Source organism: Microcoleus sp. B7-D4, assembly GCF_036705125.1.
Lineage (GTDB): Bacteria > Cyanobacteriota > Cyanobacteriia > Cyanobacteriales > Microcoleaceae > Microcoleus.
The window spans coordinates 49025-68678 of sequence record NZ_JAUBTT010000018.1 but is presented as its reverse complement, the minus strand read 5'-3'; the positions used below and the strand labels follow the sequence as shown (position 1 = coordinate 68678).

The following is a 19654-nucleotide window of genomic DNA, read 5'->3' as shown; positions in this document are numbered from 1 at the left end:
TGGGCATTGGGCATTGGGCATTGGTAGCAGCAACAAATAACTAATGACTCATAACTAATGACTAATGACTAATGACTAATGACTAATAACTAATGACTGCTATTTTTCAACATTCGATCGAGCTTTTGCAAAATAAAAATAGCCGCGCCCACACTCAAAGCCAAACCCAACCAAAAATTATCTGCCGCCCATTTACCTCCATCCAAAGCCAAACCGCCCAGCGGTGGCCCGATTAAATAGCCGATCGCCCAACACTGAGAACTAACCGCTAAATACACGCCCCGCAAAGATTCCGGCGCTAAATCCACCACCAAAGCCGAAGCAAAAGGCGTATAAGCAACAGTCGCCATCGACAAAAAGCTCAAGCCTAAAACAGCCAACAATAGATTGCCAGTTGCAGCCATTCCCGTCAAGCCGATCGCGATAAATCCCATTCCCCATAGCAGCGCAGAAATCATCAAAGCTTTCGGATGGGAAAACCGCTTCAAAGCTTTAACAACCGGCAGTTGCAAAGCCACAGTTAAAAACGTGCTAAAAGCAAACAAAACGGTAATTGTACCTGTTGAAAAGCCTTTTCCCGATGTCCCCACCGCGACAAACTTGCTAAAGTACAGCGGCATGGTGGTTTGGATTTGGGAAATATATAATGTGAACAGAGTATTTACTAAAGCATAAACTAGAAGACTGCGATCGCTCAGCGCCACCATCCAACCATTTTTTAGACTTTTTTTGCCTATATCCGTTGAATTAACTGGTTTGTAGGTTTCGGCGATCGCGATCGCCACCACCGCAAACAGCACTAAAAACGAGATACCATCAATAATAAAGAGCGATCGATAATTCCCCGTTATAGAAATCAACAAACCGCCCAAAATAATCCCAACTTGCAAACCCAAATTATCAGCCAGCCGCGTCAAAGCAAAAGCCTCCTGTCGCTGTTCGCCCTCGGTTAAATCGGCCACCATCGTCTCCGTTGGAGGCCAATACAAACCCACGCCAAAACCCATAAGTAAATTGCCCGCAATTAAGCCGGGGAAATCATTAGTCCCCGCCAGTACAAAAGAAGCGGCAGCCGAAATAATTGTCGCCAGCAATAAAGTTCGCCGCCTTCCCCAAAATTTGGAATCGCAAAAAGAACCGCCCAAAATTCTGCCGAATATTCCCGAAACTGAACCGCTACCCAAACCAATCCCAACAGCAGTAGCAGATAAACCGACGCGATCGACAAAAAATATCGGCGCGTAAAATAAAGTAAAACCGGTGCCGCTTTGGGAGAGGAATCTGCCGGCGGCAAGAATCCAGACTTGAGAGGGGAGACGGGGCAACCAAGAGGATAATTGAAATTTAGGCATATATTATTTATAATAGTCGGCGGTTGAAACCGCGTCTAAACTAATGAACAGTCGGCGGTTGAAACCGCCTCTACACAAACGAAGTCCGCCTTCGCGGACTCAAGAATTAAGCAGGTATTAAAGCAGGATTTGGTATTATGGAGTCAAACCCAAACTTAACCTTACTTGTTCGCGAACTTCGCGACAAAAATTTAATGCTTCGCGCGCTGTATCTTTATCAGCCGAAGCCCCCGGATAGCGATAGGCAACGGAGAAAGCAGTTAACGCTAAAAGTTTTGTGCGAAGCTTATCCCACCCAGGCTCAACGGGCAACAGCAAATCTAACAAAACAGTCAAATTATGCGTTCTGCTGAAAGAAATTACTGCTTCCTGCAAACGCGCTTTTAGATATTTCTCGGCACACTGTTGAGCGTGAAAACACGCCGCATCATAATTTGGAGATTTTCGCGCTCGCAATTCCCGCAAAGCTGTATAGCAATCCTAAATCATTTGTAAAAATATGTAGGGGTAGTGCTACCCCTACTCCCCGTGCCTACCCCAGCCAAGGCGGGGCAACCACGGGGGGTTTGCCCCTACAAGAATTACACGAATCATTTAGGATTGCTGTAGTAAAATCGCCCTCAGCTTTATCAACCCATTCAAGTGTGAGCGGATTCATAAATCACCTTTCCTTTCTCGATGATTTCCCGCAAAAATAAATCATTCCAAGCTAGACGTTGTTCAATTTCCGAAGGAGTTCGCACTAACAAATCTACAGCAAAGTTTGGCTGAGTTTGATTTAATATTTCCCAAGTTTTACGAAGATTATTACCATCCGAAGATAAAACTACCAACATATCAACGTCCGAATCTTCTGTGGGATTTCCATAGGCGTAAGAGCCGAACAAAATTATTTTTTGCGGTTTGAATTTATTGGCTATTGCCCGACTCAATTCCATGATTGTGTTCATTTCAATCATTTGCTAACATTTTTAATATTTTTCAAATCCACTGTAATAATAACACATGAAATTTCTGGAGTCTCTCCCTCCAATGAGTAATTATCAAGAGATTTTTGACGATCGCCATAAATTTTAAACTGTTGCTGTTGGCTCGCCCGTTGGCGTTAGCGAAGCGATCCGAAAAAAAGCCATCGAAGACGAACACCCGCAAGCTTAACAATTCTTCTCAGTTAGTTACACAAAAGTTACCATTAATTTAAAAATACTTAACACGATTTTAGAAAAAAGTTAGTTAAACTCTAGAAAAGGCAGAAGAAAATTTTAGAGGGTCTAATTATATGACAGCTATTACAACATCAAGAGTAGAATCAATCAAACCGCGCTGGCAAGCAATTGTCATGGTGGCTCTAATTTTCTGGCTCAGCGTTAGCCTGATTTTGGATCTAGTAATTATGCCGAGTCTCTACGTATCGGGCATGACGACATCACCGGAGTTTGCAACAGCCGGGAATTTAATGTTCTGGGGATTCAACCGCGTTGAGTTAATCTGTTCGGGCCTGGTGGCAACGGGTTTGATGGTTTTGAGCAATTTAGTCGGTGACTTCGGCAAGCGCAGCCGCACAGCAATCTTATTATCATTGGTACTTCTGGCGATCGCCCTGATTGACACCTACGCCCTGACACCCCAAATGAGCGCCTTGGGAATGCAGCTAAATCTGTTCGATTCTGCAGCAGAAGTACCCGCCGGGATGAATCTACTGCACCAAGGCTATTTTGCCTTGGAAGCGCTGAAGTTGGCTGTCGCCGGTACACTGCTGGGCTGGTGCTACCAAAACCAAGTTTAATCAACGATAAAAATTGATTTGTAGTAAGGAATTTAGTCCTTATTTCTGAGTCCCCCTCTGCGGGGACTTTGTTTGTGTAGGAGCGGTTTCAACCGCCTAGTCTCTCAGATTGTTCCGGTAAATCGGCTTTTGGCCACAACAGGCGCAAGCCCATCACCGCAAATCCGATCGCCGCGAGCCCCTTTACCAGTCGTTCCGGCAACACCTCTGCCGTGCTAAAGCCAATGCCCACGCCGATTAAACTCGCCAGCAGCAGCGCCGACGCCGTGCCGAAAAATACAGCCCGCGGCGAGTTACAACTGCTGCCCAGGGCGATCGCAGCTAATTGACTTTTGTCTCCCAATTCTGACAAAAACACTGTAATAAAACTGATGCCCAAAAGTTGCCAGTCCATGTTTTTTTAGTTCTTAGTTAGCTATTGTAGAAATCTAGGACTTACCGACAGACAGACAATTAACCCAGCACTTCCCACAGCAGAACCGCCGAAATCGCCAGTAAAATCACTCCGGCTGCTCTCTCCAAAGTTCTCGGAGCAATCCGACTAGCCAGCCACCTTCCTAGCAACACCCCCAGCAAACTGGTTGCTATCAAAGCCGAACCCGCACCCGCAAACACAATCCAAGGATTTCGAGATTCAGCCGTCATCAGCAAAATCGCGAGCTGAGTTTTGTCTCCAATTTCAGCTAAAAAAATAGTTGCAAAAGTCGAAGCAAAAATTGCCCAGTGCTTGGGCTTCAGTTTCTTTTGTTCCTGACAAATATCGGGATTTACAGTCACTGAGAGTTCTGCGGGCTCCGGGGTTAAAGCAGCACAAATCTCAGTAACCTCTTTTATTTGTAGTTGTACCTGTTGTGGCAAATCATAATTGAGGTTTACTGAGTCAGAAGCAGACAAGCTTGGCGGAACAGAATCAAGTTTCACGGGCAATGAGTGCTAAACGCTATTTATTTTTGACTTGTACTTTTGATTCTAACTCTCTCGGTGCCTGCTTTTACCAAACCAGGGTCAATCGATTTTAGATTTTAGATTTGAGATTTTAGATTAAAGAATTGAAGCATTGACTTGCGCGAGATAAATACGTTCGGCAAGTTTTATCGGATACAGGTTTTTTATTTCTCCAGGGATGAATCACGTGGCGGGTATCCTAGATGCTTGATTGTCATCTTTTTCCCCGGAGATTTCAGCCACTGATTTCTGGAACCACTCACCGCACCCACAAAGGCATACTAGCGCCCAGATTTATCTGTCGAGTCAATCTAAAATCTAAAATCTAAAATCTAAAATTGACTGACTGACTGGTTCATGTGCCGTAAGTTCGATCGCCCGCATCTCCCAAACCAGGTACAATAAAGCCCTGTTCGTTGACTATTTCGTCGATCGTTGCCGTGTAAATCATCAAACTCGGGTACTCTGCACTCAGCCTCTTCAAAGCCGGAGGAGCAGCCACCACAGAGATAATCCGAATCAAGCTCGGATCAATTCCCCGTGCAGTCAATTCCTGCATAGTCGCTATAATCGTCCCGCCAGTCGCCAGCATCGGCTCGCTAATTATCACCCGCGTTTGCGGGATAAACTGCGCCGGCAATTTGTTCAAATAACAAGTCGGTTGTAGCGTCTCCTCATTTCTTGCCATGCCGAGGTGGTAAACCGACGCCAGCGGCACAACCGTCTGAATTCCTTCGAGCAGTGCCAAACCCGCCCGCAAAATCGGTACCACAACTAACGGAGCTTCCGGGTTGATAAAAGCCGCCGGACATTCTGCCAAAGGCGTCTGCACTGTGGTTTCCACTGTCGGCAGCCATTCTCGAATCGCCTCGTAAGCCAGCCACCTTCCCAATTCTGTCATCGCAGAACGAAAAAGTACCGAGGGGGTGGCGCCGTCGCGGGCAACAGCCAGCCAGTGTTTAATTAATGGATGCGGAGGAACGTAAACGCGCAGTTGCAGGGACATTAGGAAATTGGGGAGATTGCTAGGTTTGAGGGATTTTATGCGGTGCGATCGATCTTCTTTGAGGGCTTCGCCAACGGGCGATCGATCGCTCTGTGCAACTTATCACATCCTTGAGGGCGCATACAAGCCAGAGATTGAGAATCGACCGAAGAGCACTATTTTTAAGATTGCCCTCACAGGCTCAAACCTCCGCCGGAGTGCCGGACTATTGCGACAACCACCAGCAGTCGGTTAGAACTGACATCTTGCACCATTATTAATAAGCCTTTCACGGGCGGGCTCTATGCCCACCCCACAAGAAAACTCACTCTTTGTGGAACAGGCATCTTGCCTGTTCTTGAGAATTGTGCAACATATGAGTTAGAACCCATTCGCCGATCGACCTCCATCAGCTTATTGAAATATTTTTCCAATAGTATTGACATTAATTAGCAACAAGGCTATAGTAATTTTTAGTGTTCTCCTCTCAAAGGATCGGCAGACGGGGGCAGTCGGCAATGGTAGACTGTTCCCGCATTTTTTTGGGAAGCAGGGGCATTGGGCGTTGGGCATCGGGCAAACAGGGCATCGGGCAAACAGGGCATCGGGCAAACAGGGCATCGGGCATTGCCGAACTTCGGTCTTGTTGACATCCGTTACATCCGCTACATAATCCGTTGCCGAACTTCTTGCTTCTGGAGCGATCGACTGTAAAATCATAGAAATATTAAGATTTTTAACCCAATGTCAGCTCCTACCCAATCCCAGTTATTTTCTCCCAACTCCCGCCCTACAGAGCAAGAGTTTGATGTAATTGTCATCGGTTCCGGCATTGGTGGACTCGTGACAGCCACCCAGCTAGCGGCTAAGAAAGCCAAAGTTTTAGTGCTCGAAAGCTATACAATTCCGGGGGGTAGCGCTGGATATTTCGATCGAGAAGGCTACAGATTCGATGTCGGCGCCTCCATGATATTTGGTTTCGGACAGCGTGGCACCACCAACCTCCTCACCCGCGCCCTGAAAGCAGTCAACGTCACCTTAGAAACCATTCCCGACCCCGTACAGCTTCACTATCACTTACCCAGCGGCTTGGAACTTGAAGTTCCCCAGGCTTATGACAAATACTTGCAAGAATTAACAGACAGGTTCCCTCACGAACGCGAAGGAATCCACAAATTTTACGGCGAATGCTGGAACGTCTTCAACTGCCTCAACGGCATGGAATTGCTATCCCTAGAAGAACCCGGCTATCTCGTCCGAGTCTTTTTTCAGAATCCTTTAGCCTGTTTGGGATTAGTAAAATATCTGCCTCAAAATACTGGCGACATTGCGCGGCGCTACATAAAAGACCCTACTTTGCTGAAATTTATCGACATGGAATGCTACTACTGGTCTGTAGTACCCGCAGACTTGACGCCGATGATTAATGCCGGAATGGTATTTTCCGACAGACATTACGGTGGCATCAATTATCCCAAAGGCGGAGTCGGTCAAATCGCCCAAAAATTAGTAGAAGGATTAGAAAAATGCGGCGGAAAAATTCAATACAAAGCTAAGGCGAAAAAAATTATAACAGAAAACGGCCGCGCTGTCGGAGTCGAGCTAGCAACCGGCGAAGTTTACCGCGCCAAGCGCATAGTTTCTAACGCCACGCGGTGGGATACTTTTGAGAAATTGCTGCCCGCAGAAGAGATGCCCGCTAGCGAAAAGAAATGGCAGCAGCGCTATCAAAAAGCCCCCAGTTTCTTGAGTTTGCATTTGGGAGTGGAAGCAAGCGTAATCCCTGCCGGTAGTGCCTGCCACCACATTTTGTTAGAAGATTGGGACAAAATGGAAGCGCCAGAGGGAACTGTTTTGGTGTCCATTCCGACCGTGCTCGACCCGGATTTAGCTCCCGCAGGATATCACATCGTTCACGCTTTTACTTCGAGTTGGATGGAACAGTGGGAAGGACTTTCGCAGCAGGAATATGAGGATAAAAAGGAAGAGGCTGGAGGGAGAATTATTGAAAGATTAGAAAAGATTTTTCCCGGTTTAGATGCCGGTTTGGATTATATGGAAGTGGGGACAGCGCGTTCTCACCGCCGCTTTTTGGGGCGCGAAGATGGAACTTACGGGCCGATTCCGCGACAGAAGTTAATGGGTTTGCTGGGAATGCCGTTTAATCGAACTTCTATGCCTGGTTTGTATTGTGTGGGTGACAGTACGTTTCCCGGACAGGGTTTAAATGCGGTGGCGTTTTCTGGGTTTGCTTGCGCGCACCGAATTGCGGTTGATTTGGGTTTTTAGTGGTCGTGGTAGGGTAGGGTACGTCAGATTGTTCGCTTGAAATACGAGAGAAAATGTAAGACAAGGCTTCGAGGGTTCCTACAAAAAGACTAAAAACCCGGTTTCTGGATAGAAACCGGGTTTTTAAACTGAAAATTGGCGTTTTCCATTCTTTTAAGAAGTTTACTGGTCGTAGCTGCCGCCGACGCCGATTTGGGTATTGTAGATTTTGGCATTAGTGATGGTCATATCTTCCATTGATGCGCCGGATACGTCAGTGGTGTTAATGATGGCCGCGGTCAGATTTGCCCGATCGAGGTCTGCGTCATTTAAACTGGCATTAGTCAGAAAAACTTGGGTTAAGTTAGCACCCGTCAAGTTAGCACCCGTCAAGTCCGCGCCTTCGAGGTTGGCACTAGATAGGTTTGCGCCTCGTAAATTTGCTTCTCTCAAATCAGCACCAATTAAATGGGCTCCCATTAAATCTGCTCCTGACAAGTCGCACTTAAAACATTGCCCGGTTGACAATAACTGTTGGACGTGAGCGGGATTTTCAGCGCGAGCCGGGCCAGCCAACAGTAGGGGAGTAATTAAAAAAGTAGCGGCTAATAGATTGCGTTTCATAATCCCTTTTCCTCACAGACTCTGTATTCAAGTTCTTGTCTTGATATCTACAATCTTACCACGGTTGTTTTCGGAAGTTGCGATCTAATTCACACATTGGCTGTGATATCAATTGCACTCAACAACGCATACATGGTCTCGACCAGCTTGCAAAACATAATTTCGCAAAACTTAACACTGCCTAACTTAATTCAGTGCCTTTTTGTAGTAACATTTTCTAGGTTAACCCGGATAGCCAACCGATGCGTCTTTCTGAAGATGGAGATGATTCGCAATGCTATGGATGATTTTAGCTGCGATCTTATCGCAAAAAGTGGGAGCATCTCATATTTGTAAAAATACTTCTTCTGGCTCCTTCCTTCTTCTGGCTCCTTCCTTCTTCCTCTTTCCTTCTTCCTCTTTCCTTCTGCCTCCTGCCTTCTGCCTCCTGCCTCAAAACTCCAATTTCTAGCTTGGCTGCAAAGGTGAGATGCTCCCCAAAAAGTTGACAAAAAATACCTGGTTTTTAATAAAAGTGTCACGAGACAGAAAATTTAATTTAAAATAAAGATAAGCTTATAACTTTATAGGTAGAGGAAAAGCAGTCACAGCCCCGATCCCCGGCCCAAGCTCGGCTGCATTTTTAACAATAAATTTTAATTAGGTCTCAGCAGCGCCGTAAAAATCCACCTAGTGCTTGGAAATCAGCACTTTTTTGGAATGTCGCAGAGTCTACGCGATCGCAAAACTCAATTAAATATGCTCAAAAACGATTCCTCCAAGTATCTGCCAACCTTAGCTCAAGTAATAGACCGCTACCCCTTGACAGTTGCGCCCGATACCCCACTAGCAGAAGTAATTACCCTGATGGGCCAACGGCGCGGAATTTGCTCTCTAAACGCAGACATTCCACCAACCGATATCTATCAGCCACTAACAGAAATCGCAAATCCCCCCACCTCAAGCGCGTGCAGAGACGCGACAGGTATCTGCGTCTTTGTCGTGGAAAAATCACTCTTAAAATTATCCTCGCACTCGGCTCCACATTCTCACTTGCAAGGAATCTTTACAGAAAGGGATCTTGTCGATTTGATTGCCTCGGGCAAAAACTTAAAAGGTGTCACCATCGCAGAAGTAATGAGGCAGCCGGCAGCAACTCTGACAAAATCCGAGACTCAAGACATTTTCAGTGCCCTAATTCTCCTGGGGCAACGAAGAATTAAGCACTTGCCAATAGTGGATAGTGAAGGTCAACTCTTAGGAGTAATTACCCCGGAAAGCATTCGCCAAGCCATGCTGAAACCGGCAAATATCTTAAAAATGCGCCGCGTGAAAGAAGTAATGACCGCACAAGTCATTCAAGCACCTCGCTCCGCGTCAGTTATGAGTTTAGCCGAGTTGATGGCCGAGCACCGCGTTAGCTGCGTGGTAATTACCGAATCAACAGAATTATCGAGGGATTTACCGTTCCCGATTCCAGTAGGTATCGTCACAGAACGGGATATTGTGGAATTTCAAGCTTTAGATATAGATTTGTCGCAAACGATCGCCCAAACTGTGATGAGTACCCCCTTATTTAGCCTCAAGCAAGAAGACTCGCTGTGGGTAGCTCATCAGGAAATGCACCAGCGTTTAGTCCGCAGGTTGGTAGTAACGGGGGAACAGGGAGAACTCCTGGGAATAGTTACTCAAACCAACATACTGCGCGTACTTGACCCGATGGAAATGTCCGGGGCGATAGATATTCTGCACGATTCAGTGGCAGAAAGGACTAGGGAATTGCAAAAAGCGATCGCATCCCTCAGCTTGACTAACGCCAGATTAGAAAGCGAAATTGCTACCCGCGTTAGGGCCGAGGCCAGACTCCACCTTTTAGAATCTGCTGTAGTGAACGCTAACGACGCAATCGTGATTATGGATGCCGGAGACAGCGATATCTCCGACCCCACCATCATCTATGCCAACGAAGCTTTTACCCAAATGACGGGCTACCTACCCGAAGAAATCATCGGACAAACCCCCAGTTGCTTGCGCGGCCCAGAAAGCGACCCCACCCAAGTCGATAAAATTCGCCGTGCTTTCTCTCGCCGAGAACCCCTACGCCTAGAATTGATTAACTACCGCAAAGACGGTTCAACTTATTGGGTGGAACTCAACAGCGTACCTATTGCCGACACCTCCGGGAACGTTACCCACTGGGTGTCGGTGCAGCGGGATATTAGCGATCGCAAGCGCATGGAACAAGCATTTTTTGAAGAAAAAGAACTCGCTCATGTTACTCTACAATCGATCGGCGATGCCGTAATCGCGACAGACGCCGACGGCTGCATTTCCACCCTTAATCCAGTTGCCGAAACACTTACTGGTTGGTCTACATTGGAAGCTAAAGGTTTGCCCCTCGCCAGCGTGCTGAGAATAGTTGACGAAACTACCCGGCTGCCGATCGAAAATATCGCCGAAATCGCTTTGTGCGAAGGTCGGATTGTTGACCAAGGACACAACAGCTTGCTGATTGCCCGCAACCACACCGAATTTGCGATCGACCACTGCGTCGCCCCCATCCACGCCAGCAGCGGCAAAATTGTCGGGGCCGTCGTTGTGTTCCGAGATGTCACCCAAGTGCGAACTCAAGCGCGGCAACTCACCTGGCAGGCAACTCATGACCCTCTGACGCAATTAGTCAACCGCCGGGAATTTGAGTACCAGCTAGAGCACGCCCTACACGGCGCTCAAGGTTACGGGCAAGAACACGTGATGCTTTACCTGGATCTCGATCGCTTCAAAATAGTTAACGACACCTCCGGTCATGCTGCAGGGGACGAACTGCTGCGCCAAGTCAGCCAGCTATTTAAAAGCAATATCCACAAAACCGATATTTTGGCGCGTCTCGGCGGCGATGAATTTGCTGTACTCCTGTACAATCGTCCCGTCGAACGAGGATTGAACGTTGCTGAAACGCTGCTGCGAAGCATTCAGGGATTCCGCTTTGCGTGGCAGGACAAAACTTTTTCGATCGGCGTCAGTATCGGTTTGGTCGCAATCAATCCCAAAACAGCATCGACATCTGCGATTTTGAGCGCGGCCGATATGGCCTGCTACGCTGCTAAAAATAAAGGTCGCAACCGGGTACAGGTTTATCAAGCAGGCGATCGAGAATTAATCAAACAGCACGGCGAAACCGAGTGGGTGGTGCAAATTAATCAAGCATTAGAAGAGAATCGCTTTTGCTTGTACTCTCAGCCGATCGTACCTTTGCTCAATTCTCCAACCACCGGAACCCACTGCGAAATCCTCCTGCGCCTCCGGTTGGAAACTGGTGAGTTGGTGTCGCCGATGGCGTTTATTCCGGCGGCAGAACGCTACAACTTGATGCACGCGATCGACCGCTGGGTAATTCGTACTTTATTTAGCAATTTATCTAAAATTTTCACGGCCAATTTATTAGTCCAAGACCCTGGAGTAGGCAGCGATAAAATAGTTACCTTCCCTGCTTGCTCTCTTTTGTCTAATCCGCAATCCTTATTTGGCAAATATCCCAGCATTTATTCAATCAACCTTTCTGGGGACAGCCTCAACGAAGAAAAGTTTATCGAGTTTATTCAGGAACAGTTTTCCATCCATCAAATACCGCCGCAAATAATTTGTTTTGAAATTACCGAAACCGTGGCGATCGGTAATCTCAGCAAGGCAGCAAGCTTGATTTGGCAACTCAAGGAACTAGGCTGCCAGTTTGCCTTGGACGACTTCGGCAGCGGGATGTCTTCCTTTGCTTACCTGAAAAGCTTGCCGGTTGATTATCTCAAAATAGACGGCAATTTTATTAAGAATATTGTCGAGAATCCTATTGATGTTGCAATGGTGGAAGCTATTACCAAAATCGCTCACGTCATGGGAATTAAAACTATTGCGGAGTATGTTGAGAATCAAAAAATTATGGATAAACTCAATGAACTTGGGGTAGATTACGCTCAAGGTTATCATTTGGGCAAGCCTCAACCTTGTAACTTCACATCTCCGATTTTAGAGGAAGTTTTGGGGGAGTTTCCTGTTAATTCTTTGGCTTTTGAGGCGAAGCTGGCTTGTTGAAGAAGGAAGTTCGGCAACGAGCAAGCAATGGGATTTAACGGATTTAAGGGAGGGATGTTGAGGGAACAAGGAAAAGGAGATGTTAAGTTGTGATCTCAATTCCCCATTCCCCATTTTCCATTAGCCATTACCTTCTACAGTAGTTTCCGCCGCTTCAATGTACTGACTGTCTAACAGAAAAGCACCTTTTTCAAAGCGAATGCCCCAATAATTGCCGGGACGCCGATCGATCACAACGCCTTCAGCGCCGATCGCAATTAAATTCGCAGGCCGCAGCATCGGCATCGGTTCGGCAGTTTTGACGTAAGGTGGCATAGCCACAACTCGGACTTTTTGACCGATTGTAAATTCTTTTTCCATGAATTTTATTCCCTAAAAAACACGCTAATCAATGAATTTTAACAATAAATGTTTCTGTTTGATGGATTGATGAGGGATGATAATAAAATGGAGAAGTATGAAGCGTAATTAAGGGAATAATCGGCCCAATTATTGATATTTTAGGCTGCCATCTTCGTTATATTCAAGTTCATAATATTTTCCCCCTAACTCTAAGTCATAAACACATCGTTGGTAGTTTTTGGCTCCCATATCGAAAGGGTTAGTCCTGTTCAATCTTGCCCATTCAGCTATCTTTAGCTGGTTAGTTACCCCTGAAGCATCGGCTACTGTTTTGACAATCCAATCAAACATTTTTTTCCTCTAAGCTGTATCTCACTCTACCTCTCTATATTAGCTATATATTCACCTATAGGCAATCAAACATTTTTTTCCTCTAAGCTGTATCTCACCCCTAACTTGGACGATCGCCCGTAACACCCCTGACCGATCGCGCTACAATTGTCTATTGGGATGAAAACGGCCGATCTAAAAGTAGGGGATAGTTGTTATGGCTACAAGTCGTCGCATTGAGCGCGTAGCTTCAATGATTAAGCGGGAAGTCAGCCTGATGTTGCTCAACGGCATTAAGGACGATCGGGTAGGTGCCGGTATGGTTAGCGTTACCGATGTAATTGTTTCGGGAGACCTTCAGCATACAAAAATCTTTGTCAGCATTTACGGTACTGATGAGGCAAAGGCCGAAACTATGGAAGGTTTGAAATCGGCAACTAGCTATGTCCGCAACCAGTTAGGCCAACGGGTGCAACTGCGCCGGACACCGGAAGTAGTATTTCTCGAAGACCGTTCCCTGGAACGCGGCGATAAAATGTTGATACTGCTGAATCAGCTTTCTGCCGATCGCAAACCGGATATTTTAGATCCCGATGAAGAATTCGCTGAGGATGAAAGTCCCGATTGAAGCGAGAAGGAAGAAGGAAGAGGGGAAGAGAAGGAGATAGGGAAAATTCCCAATTCCCTGTTTTGCCGATTCCCGATTCCCTGTTTGCCCGATGCCCGATGCCCGATGCCCGATGCCCAAATCTAAAATCTAAAATCTAAAATCTAAAATCGAATGATTGACAATCTTTCCTTACCAGAACTGGTGGCCCAGATGTTCGTGGTGCGCGCTTCTGGCTGCTTGTTCGACCACCAAATTCGCTATCGGGAATGGGAACCAACTGCTAGCAAACTCCGCTATTATCTGGAAAATTTGGGCGTCGGTGGGGTGATTTTGGTCGGGGGAAGTGCTGCAGAGTTGGCAGTTCGATCGCACCAATTGCAGTCTTGGGCTAAGTTTCCGCTGTTGCTGGCGGCTGATATTGAGGAAGGTGTCGGCCAGCGGTTCGCAGGGGCAACTTGGTTCGGGCCGCCGATGGCAATTGCCGAAGTGGCGCGGCACGATGCAGGTAAAGCCGATCGATATGCTGAACAAATGGGCGCTGTCACTGCGATCGAAGCTAGGGCGATCGGTCTAAATTGGATTCTCGCACCGGTGGTTGATGTTAACAACAATCCCGACAATCCTGTGATTAACGTCCGCGCTTTTGGCGAGACACCGGAAATTGTGGGGAAATTAGCCGCTGCTTTTATTCGCGGCGCAGGCCAACACCCGCTTTTGACTACAGCTAAGCATTTTCCCGGTCACGGGGACACGGCGGTTGATTCTCACTTGGAATTGCCGGTTTTGCCGCATTCGCCAGCGAGATTAGCCCTGGTTGAGTTGCCTCCTTTTGTTGAGGCGATGGCTGCTGGGGTCGATGCTGTGATGAGTGCTCACTTGCTGATTCCGGCTTGGGATGCGGAGTTTCCTGCTACTCTTTCTCGCAAAATTTTGATCGGGAAGCTGCGAGAAGAGTTGGGATTTGAAGGTTTGATCGTGACGGATGCTTTGGTGATGGGTGCGATCGCCAATAAGTACGGCGCTAATGAAGCTGCTGTTTTGGCGGCCCAGGCTGGTGCTGATGTTTTGCTGATGCCGCTTGACCCGGAAGGGGCGATTCTGGCTGTCTGCGAAGCTGTCACTCAAGGGCGAATTCCACTATCACAAATCAAGGAATCTGTCAAGCGAATTTGGAAAGCGAAAATAAAGGTGGGTTTGCCGATTTCTGACCCCCCCCAACCCCCAGGGCTGTTTCATTCTCACCAAAAACATGAATTTTGTAGGGGTAGTGCCCCCGTGCCTACCCCCGACCTAGAGGATTCGATCGGCAGATCAGACCAAGAGGACCGGCACGGGGGCACGGCCCCTACCGAGAATGAAAAAGCCCTGCCCCAACCCCCCCTTGCTAAGGGGGGGAGCAAGAATTTAGAATCGATCGAGTCGATCGACTTAGGTTTGCTGGCAACTCCCCAGGCAAGGGCCACTGCTGCCGATATTTTGCGAGATTCTTTGAAATTTGGCGGCAATCTACCTTTGCAGGTGGCAAAACCAGCAGAAAACCAGCTTTTGCGGAATTTGATTGTTGTAGATGATGTTTTGGGGTGCGAGTTTTTGGGAAACCACACTCCGGCGATCGCCCTTCCCGAACAGTTTGGTTACGAATTGCAACTGATTGACGATCGCACAGGGGCGATCGCTGATAATACAGGTGCAGAGCATTTTTCTCCGACACTGCTGCAAATTTTCATTCGCGGCAATTGCTTCCGAGGCAGTGCTGGTTTGACCGAAGCAGCTCAAGATTGGTTTAAGAAATTATTAAAAACGGGAGAACTGCAAGCCGTGTTAATTTACGGCAGTCCCTACGTTTTAGAGCAATTTTTGCCACACTTGCCTCCGAGTATTCCCTATGTATTTTGTTTTGGGCAGATGCCGGCAGCGCAATCTATCGTTCTAGAAGTGCTATTCGGCATTGACGCAAAGGGCAATGCTTGAGTTGCCCGACTTCGGAATCTTTCCTTTGTTGCTTGCTGCGTTAGGAGTGAAATTCATCAACCCGGTTTCTCGCGAGAAATTCTGCCTTTGGTGGCGAAGTATCCAGAAACCGGGAATTGGACGCGGGTTCCTAAGTTCTCAATAGAGCTTTCCAGCAGATCCGCCTGCTTGTGGGGAAAATGTGCTGCTTCTCCACATCCTAAGACAGATCCCATCACTTACTGATCGTTCCTATAATTTTTTTAAATTGACGGCAGTGAATTGTATAGCTGTATACGGACAAAATTTAACTTCCATATTCGTAAGTTTGGACTATATTATTACCAGGGCCATAAATTTTTTTAGTAAAACATTGAGGGCGCATTATGATTCACTCCACTATTCCCCAAATCCAATACTCTTTAGATGTGATCCAAGATGAAGCGCGTCACCTCGTCCACGAGGGCGTGCTGAGCCGCCAACAGCCTATCTACACGCTGTGCCAATTCATTCCCCCCCGGGAATGGGCTTGTGTAGAGTGCGAATTAGAAAAATGCGACTTCTTGCTGCGCGATCGCATCGCCGACCTGATCGGTTCTGAAAAATGGGAAAATGACTAAAGTTTGGTTCTCTTAAATTAAGTTGGCAAGTAAACTCCGGCTGTGTTAAAGACTCTTGATTCTTTAATACTAGGAATTTTCGGCGCGCAAATTTTCCAACTCGGCTCTGAGCGCTGCCATGTGTGCTGTTAATTCTTGAATCTCTAGCTTTACGTTAGGCTGTACAACCGACTCGGGAGGAGCATCAGTCGCTGCATCTGATTGCTTGGACGAGACAGATTCGCTGTCTGCATTCTCCCGATCGCCCGGTTGAGAGAAAATAGTATCTACAAAATTCCGGGCTTCTCGCTCAGTCATTTCTCCTTTTTCCAGCAGATCATCGGCTAGCTGGCCAAAATCTGACTTCAGTTTGTCAAGATTTTCTTCTCGCTTCAGGGGATCTTGCAATGTCTCAATTAAAAAGGAAGTTGCACCTAAAGTTAGGTGAAATCCTGTTTGCAGCATTTGAGGCAGGTTGTCGGGATTCATCTAAAAATGCCGCTAGAACGTTTTTCTGAGTTTTGGGTTCGCCAGTTGCTCCCAAGTGAGGGCGTAAAGCCGCTTCTTAGCGCGAAGATGCTGGCGTTGTGGGTCGCGATCGCCCCGATTCAGGAAATATCAGCTTTTGGGGGGACGTTTTGTCGTTGTGCCAATACTAATCGTATCATTACTTGGTAAATTAATAAATGTCAAGTGTAAATTTTTGTAACTACGAATCGAGACTTTCCCACTGGAAGGCTCAGTCTATTTTAGATTTTAGATTTTAGATTTTAGATTGAAGAGGACTTAGGCACGGCGACTAAAAAAACCCCGGTGGCTGATTCAATACGGTTCAGATAAGACTGATCCCCCCTAGCCAAGAGGGCGGGCACTCTTGGCACCGCCCCTACGAAGGGGGGGACAAGAAGTTGTTCAAAGTCAACCCCTACTCCCCTTCTTAAGGGGGATTTAGGGGGATCTCGCCCGGAATTAACAGTGTTAACCCAAGCGTATTGCGGTGGCTGATTACCCGTGCGTAAGTCCTGTTCAAGCCCGTTAAGGATACAGCGCTTCACCGGTGGAAGGGTCAAATATAAATAGTCGATCGAAGTCAAGCTGTACCGTCAGCCGATCGCCCGATCGCAAGCGAACACTCGCAGGTACTTGCACCTGTACAGTAGTTTCAGCGCTCCCCGAAGGCAAACTCGCCCGAATTAAAGTTTCTCGCCCCAGAGGTTCCACTACTTTTACCTCTACATCGAGGGGAACTTTTTCTAAAGCCCAAACATCGGTTTTCAAATCATCATCATCTTCTACTGTTTGTGGCGTAAAGATTTCTATATTTTCTGGACGGATACCCAAATCAAATCCTTGTCCTTCTCTCGCCTGCAATTTTTTCTGAATCGAGGGCGGACAGGCTAAAGCTTGCTCTCCTATTTGAAAGGATTCGTTAGTATAAATGGCCGGCAAAATGTTCATGGCGGGATTGCCTAAAAATGTTGCAACCATGCGGTTAGCTGGTTTCGCATAAATGCTTTGCGGGTCTCCAATTTGTTGAATTTTTCCCCCATTTAAGACTACAATCTTATCCGCTAAAGTCATCGCTTCCACTTGGTCGTGGGTGACGTAAATTGTGGTAATTCCCAGCCGTTGATGCAGTTGTTTAAGCTCGGCTCTAGTGTCATCTCGCAGTTGAGCATCGAGGTTAGAAAGCGGTTCATCTAAAAGGAATACTTTCGGTTCGCGGGCGATCGCCCTTCCCAGTGCTACCCGCTGCTGCTGTCCGCCTGATAGCTGTTTGGGCTTACGTTTGAGGAGATGGTCGATCGAGAGCGATCGGGCTACTGTTTCGACTCGTTCTTGAATTTTAGTCGGGTCAACATTCCGCATCCGCAATCCAAATGCCAAGTTTTCTGCGACAGTCATGTGCGGATAAAGCGCGTAATTTTGAAACACCATTGCTACATCCCGCTGTCTCGCCGGAATGTTGTTAACTAAATTATCTCCGATGTAAAGATTGCCGGAAGTAGCGGTTTCTAAACCTGCAATTGTCCGCATAATTGTGGATTTCCCGCAGCCGGAGGGCCCGACTAATACCCAAAATTCCCCGTCCGGGATTTTGAAGCTGATGTTTTCGATCGCGGTGACGTTTTGGTAGCGTCGGGTAATATTTTCTAAGCGAACATTTGCCATTTTTTAATTGTAATTGGTAATTGATAATTAGTGCTTTTTACCTTCATCTTTCAGCGTTCAGAAAACTGTTCCAATTCTAAAACTGTGCGGTCTAATTCTTCAACTATAGGCGTTAACTCAGCTTTGCGGAATGCTTCTACTAAAGAACGATAATACCAGAGAGAACCCTCTTTGCCGCCTTTGAAGCGTTCCCAAACAGTATCTCCTAATTGACGGGAATCTTTCAGGATCGATCGAGCATTATAAAGTTTATCAGCAGCCGAGACTAATCTGACCGAGGCAGAAGCCGTAGAAATGCGATCGATATAAGCTTGTTTTCGCTGACGCCAAGGGGGTTTCGGCGTCGCGTCACTGTCGGTACAGCCGTCTACAATCGCTGTGACCGAAAGCATCCAGGATACCCGCCACGTGATTCATCCGTCCAGAAATAAAAAACCTGTATCTGATGAAACTTGCCCCCCGAATTTATCGGTGGGGTCAATTCTTCAATCTAAAATCTAAAATCTAAAATCTAAAATCGATTGACGGTATCGCCAAAGCGGCGGCGGATGGCTTCGCGGGTGGTGGCGCCGCCTTGATCTTCGATCGCATCATGAAGCAAAGCTGCGATCGCCTCATCTTCATTGGCCCCATATTCTAAAGCTATACTAGCAGTGCCCAACAAATGGGCAATGTAGGGCACGCCGGAACCTTTGCGAACTTGGGTAGCGTGCAATTCGGCGGCATAGGTGAGGGCTTCTGAAAAACGGTTTGAGAGAATCATGAAAGTCACCTTTCTGAATTGCTATGATATATAAATTGTCCGGCTAAGTTGAAAAGACAAAATCTACCAATTTCAATCATGTCATCGAATGCGATCGAGAGCGATCGCTTGTAAATTTATAATCGTTAAACCGAGGTTGCGAGCATGACAGCTACTATAATTATACCAAAAAATCCCGACCAAAACTCCGAGCCAGAATTACCGCAAAAATTAGAAAACATACCAGAAATTCCGCCAGAATCTGAGCCTAAAAAAGTCATATCTCTGGCAGATTTTTTAGTCAGACCTGCTGATAGAATGGAATGGGTTGACGGCAACTTAGTGGAGAAAACAGGAATGACATTCAAGCACAGTCTAGCTCAATCTAAATTAGCCCGTTACTGGGGAAATTACAAAGACTCCAGCGGACAGGGAGGAGAAGTTCTCACCGAAATACTTTGCCGCACTAACAAACAGGGTCGCCGTCCCGATGTTGCTTACATTACTCCTGAACTGCTGCCAGAATCAGGCAATTTTACAGCATTTTCCCAAAGTTTTCCTTTGATAGCGGAAGTTGCTTCTCCGGAAGATAGCGGCGAAGAGTTATTTGCGAAAGCTCAGGAATATTTGGAATCGGGATGTTTAGAAGTTTGGTTGTTGTTTCCTGAAGCTAGATTAATATTTGTCAATGCAGGGCAACGCTGGCGGTTGTTTAATACGGATGAAGTTGTTAACACTCAAAGTGTGCTTGCAGGTTTTAGCGTAGCTGTGAGTGAATTGTTGGCTTGAGGTATTTGTTAAACTAATTTATTAAAATCCTAAAAAGAGAAACTCACGGTGAGAAACTTTAGCTTAAGACTGGGTTTAATGAGAATGTGGGAACG

The 19654-nt window shown here is 46.8% G+C and carries 22 protein-coding genes and 1 pseudogene; 8 read left to right on the top strand and 15 right to left on the bottom strand.

All coding sequences use genetic code 11. The annotated features are described in order from the left end of the window. Positions 1–89 precede the first annotated feature (89 nt). From QUB12_RS09910 to QUB12_RS09900, 3 genes are all read right to left on the bottom strand, one after another. Positions 90–1352 (bottom strand): MFS transporter, encoded by a 1263-nt coding sequence (locus QUB12_RS09910; protein WP_333142853.1) that lies wholly within the window; start codon positions 1350–1352, stop codon positions 90–92. Positions 1353–1487: 135 nt separating this feature from the next. After that, on the bottom strand, positions 1488–1808 hold the full coding sequence (locus QUB12_RS09905) for a HEPN domain-containing protein (RefSeq protein ID WP_333300280.1): 321 nt from the start codon (positions 1806–1808) through the stop codon (positions 1488–1490). Positions 1809–1990: 182 nt separating this feature from the next. Then, positions 1991–2302 (bottom strand): nucleotidyltransferase domain-containing protein, encoded by a 312-nt coding sequence (locus tag QUB12_RS09900; RefSeq protein ID WP_333101836.1) that lies wholly within the window; start codon positions 2300–2302, stop codon positions 1991–1993. Positions 2303–2631: 329 nt separating this feature from the next. Between QUB12_RS09900 and QUB12_RS09895 the strand changes: the two genes are divergently transcribed. After that, positions 2632–3138, top strand: a complete 507-nt coding sequence (locus tag QUB12_RS09895; RefSeq protein WP_333176087.1) for a hypothetical protein — start codon at positions 2632–2634, stop codon at positions 3136–3138. Between the two features lie 88 nt (positions 3139–3226). Here QUB12_RS09895 and QUB12_RS09890 read toward each other — a convergent pair whose 3' ends face one another. The 3 genes from QUB12_RS09890 to upp form a co-directional block, all read right to left on the bottom strand. Further along, a complete protein-coding gene (locus QUB12_RS09890; protein WP_333306569.1) occupies positions 3227–3532 on the bottom strand; it encodes a TMEM165/GDT1 family protein in 306 nt (101 codons plus the stop codon). Positions 3533–3591: 59 nt separating this feature from the next. After that, complete coding sequence (locus QUB12_RS09885) at positions 3592–4059, bottom strand: TMEM165/GDT1 family protein (protein ID WP_333035444.1); 468 nt, start codon at positions 4057–4059, stop codon at positions 3592–3594. A gap of 379 nt (positions 4060–4438) precedes the next feature. Beyond that, on the bottom strand, positions 4439–5089 hold the full coding sequence (gene upp, locus QUB12_RS09880; RefSeq protein ID WP_333142848.1) for a uracil phosphoribosyltransferase: 651 nt from the start codon (positions 5087–5089) through the stop codon (positions 4439–4441). 7 nt (positions 5090–5096) lie between these two features. Between upp and QUB12_RS09875 the strand changes: the two genes are divergently transcribed. Both QUB12_RS09875 and crtH read left to right on the top strand, forming a co-directional pair. After that, a complete protein-coding gene (locus tag QUB12_RS09875) occupies positions 5097–5324 on the top strand; it encodes a hypothetical protein (RefSeq protein WP_333142847.1) in 228 nt (75 codons plus the stop codon). 488 nt (positions 5325–5812) lie between these two features. Further along, on the top strand, positions 5813–7357 hold the full coding sequence (gene crtH, locus QUB12_RS09870) for a carotenoid isomerase (protein WP_333306567.1): 1545 nt from the start codon (positions 5813–5815) through the stop codon (positions 7355–7357). Between the two features lie 162 nt (positions 7358–7519). On the opposite strand, the gene QUB12_RS09865 is transcribed toward crtH, so the two are convergent. Both QUB12_RS09865 and QUB12_RS09860 read right to left on the bottom strand, forming a co-directional pair. Next, a complete protein-coding gene (locus QUB12_RS09865; protein ID WP_333142844.1) occupies positions 7520–7960 on the bottom strand; it encodes a pentapeptide repeat-containing protein in 441 nt (146 codons plus the stop codon). Positions 7961–8151: 191 nt separating this feature from the next. Further along, on the bottom strand, positions 8152–8451 hold the full coding sequence (locus QUB12_RS09860; protein WP_333142843.1) for a hypothetical protein: 300 nt from the start codon (positions 8449–8451) through the stop codon (positions 8152–8154). Between the two features lie 208 nt (positions 8452–8659). Between QUB12_RS09860 and QUB12_RS09855 the strand changes: the two genes are divergently transcribed. Beyond that, positions 8660–12025, top strand: coding sequence for an EAL domain-containing protein (locus tag QUB12_RS09855; RefSeq protein WP_333306565.1), 3366 nt, complete (start codon positions 8660–8662; stop codon positions 12023–12025). Between the two features lie 120 nt (positions 12026–12145). Here the strand turns inward: QUB12_RS09855 and sipA are convergent, their stop codons facing one another. Both sipA and QUB12_RS09845 read right to left on the bottom strand, forming a co-directional pair. Then, the gene (gene sipA / locus QUB12_RS09850; RefSeq protein ID WP_333101820.1) at positions 12146–12385 is read right to left on the bottom strand and encodes a regulatory protein SipA; all 240 of its coding nucleotides are present in this window, start codon (positions 12383–12385) and stop codon (positions 12146–12148) included. Positions 12386–12514: 129 nt separating this feature from the next. Then, entirely contained in the window at positions 12515–12718 is a 204-nt protein-coding gene (locus QUB12_RS09845) for a hypothetical protein (RefSeq protein ID WP_333142841.1), read from the bottom strand. A gap of 196 nt (positions 12719–12914) precedes the next feature. Here QUB12_RS09845 and rbfA point away from each other — a divergent pair, with 196 nt between their 5' ends. Together rbfA and QUB12_RS09835 are read left to right on the top strand one after the other, a co-directional pair. Continuing rightward, positions 12915–13325, top strand: a complete 411-nt coding sequence (gene rbfA, locus QUB12_RS09840; protein ID WP_333142840.1) for a 30S ribosome-binding factor RbfA — start codon at positions 12915–12917, stop codon at positions 13323–13325. A 153-nt stretch (positions 13326–13478) separates the two neighbouring features. Beyond that, positions 13479–15278: a glycoside hydrolase family 3 N-terminal domain-containing protein gene (locus QUB12_RS09835; RefSeq protein WP_333306562.1), complete on the top strand. Its 1800-nt coding sequence runs from the start codon at positions 13479–13481 to the stop codon at positions 15276–15278. 56 nt (positions 15279–15334) lie between these two features. Here the strand turns inward: QUB12_RS09835 and QUB12_RS09830 are convergent, their stop codons facing one another. Then, complete coding sequence (locus QUB12_RS09830; RefSeq protein WP_333306560.1) at positions 15335–15493, bottom strand: hypothetical protein; 159 nt, start codon at positions 15491–15493, stop codon at positions 15335–15337. A gap of 150 nt (positions 15494–15643) precedes the next feature. Between QUB12_RS09830 and QUB12_RS09825 the strand changes: the two genes are divergently transcribed. After that, positions 15644–15877 carry a DUF4327 family protein gene (locus QUB12_RS09825; RefSeq protein WP_333255834.1) on the top strand — a complete coding sequence of 78 codons (234 nt, stop codon included), beginning with the start codon at positions 15644–15646 and terminating at the stop codon, positions 15875–15877. A 69-nt stretch (positions 15878–15946) separates the two neighbouring features. On the opposite strand, the gene QUB12_RS09820 is transcribed toward QUB12_RS09825, so the two are convergent. The 4 genes and pseudogenes from QUB12_RS09820 to QUB12_RS09805 all read right to left on the bottom strand — a co-directional run. After that, a complete protein-coding gene (locus QUB12_RS09820; RefSeq protein ID WP_333142837.1) occupies positions 15947–16345 on the bottom strand; it encodes a hypothetical protein in 399 nt (132 codons plus the stop codon). Positions 16346–16891: 546 nt separating this feature from the next. Next, the gene (locus QUB12_RS09815) at positions 16892–18028 is read right to left on the bottom strand and encodes an ABC transporter ATP-binding protein (protein WP_333142836.1); all 1137 of its coding nucleotides are present in this window, start codon (positions 18026–18028) and stop codon (positions 16892–16894) included. Between the two features lie 50 nt (positions 18029–18078). Then, positions 18079–18420 carry a hypothetical protein gene (locus QUB12_RS09810; protein WP_445300659.1) on the bottom strand — a complete coding sequence of 114 codons (342 nt, stop codon included), beginning with the start codon at positions 18418–18420 and terminating at the stop codon, positions 18079–18081. Between the two features lie 134 nt (positions 18421–18554). Then, positions 18555–18791: pseudogene (locus QUB12_RS09805) on the bottom strand (HD domain-containing protein); the annotation flags it as partial. Between the two features lie 144 nt (positions 18792–18935). On the opposite strand from QUB12_RS09805, the gene QUB12_RS09800 reads away from it, so the two are divergent. Then, a complete protein-coding gene (locus tag QUB12_RS09800; RefSeq protein ID WP_333142835.1) occupies positions 18936–19559 on the top strand; it encodes a Uma2 family endonuclease in 624 nt (207 codons plus the stop codon). Positions 19560–19654 lie beyond the last annotated feature (95 nt).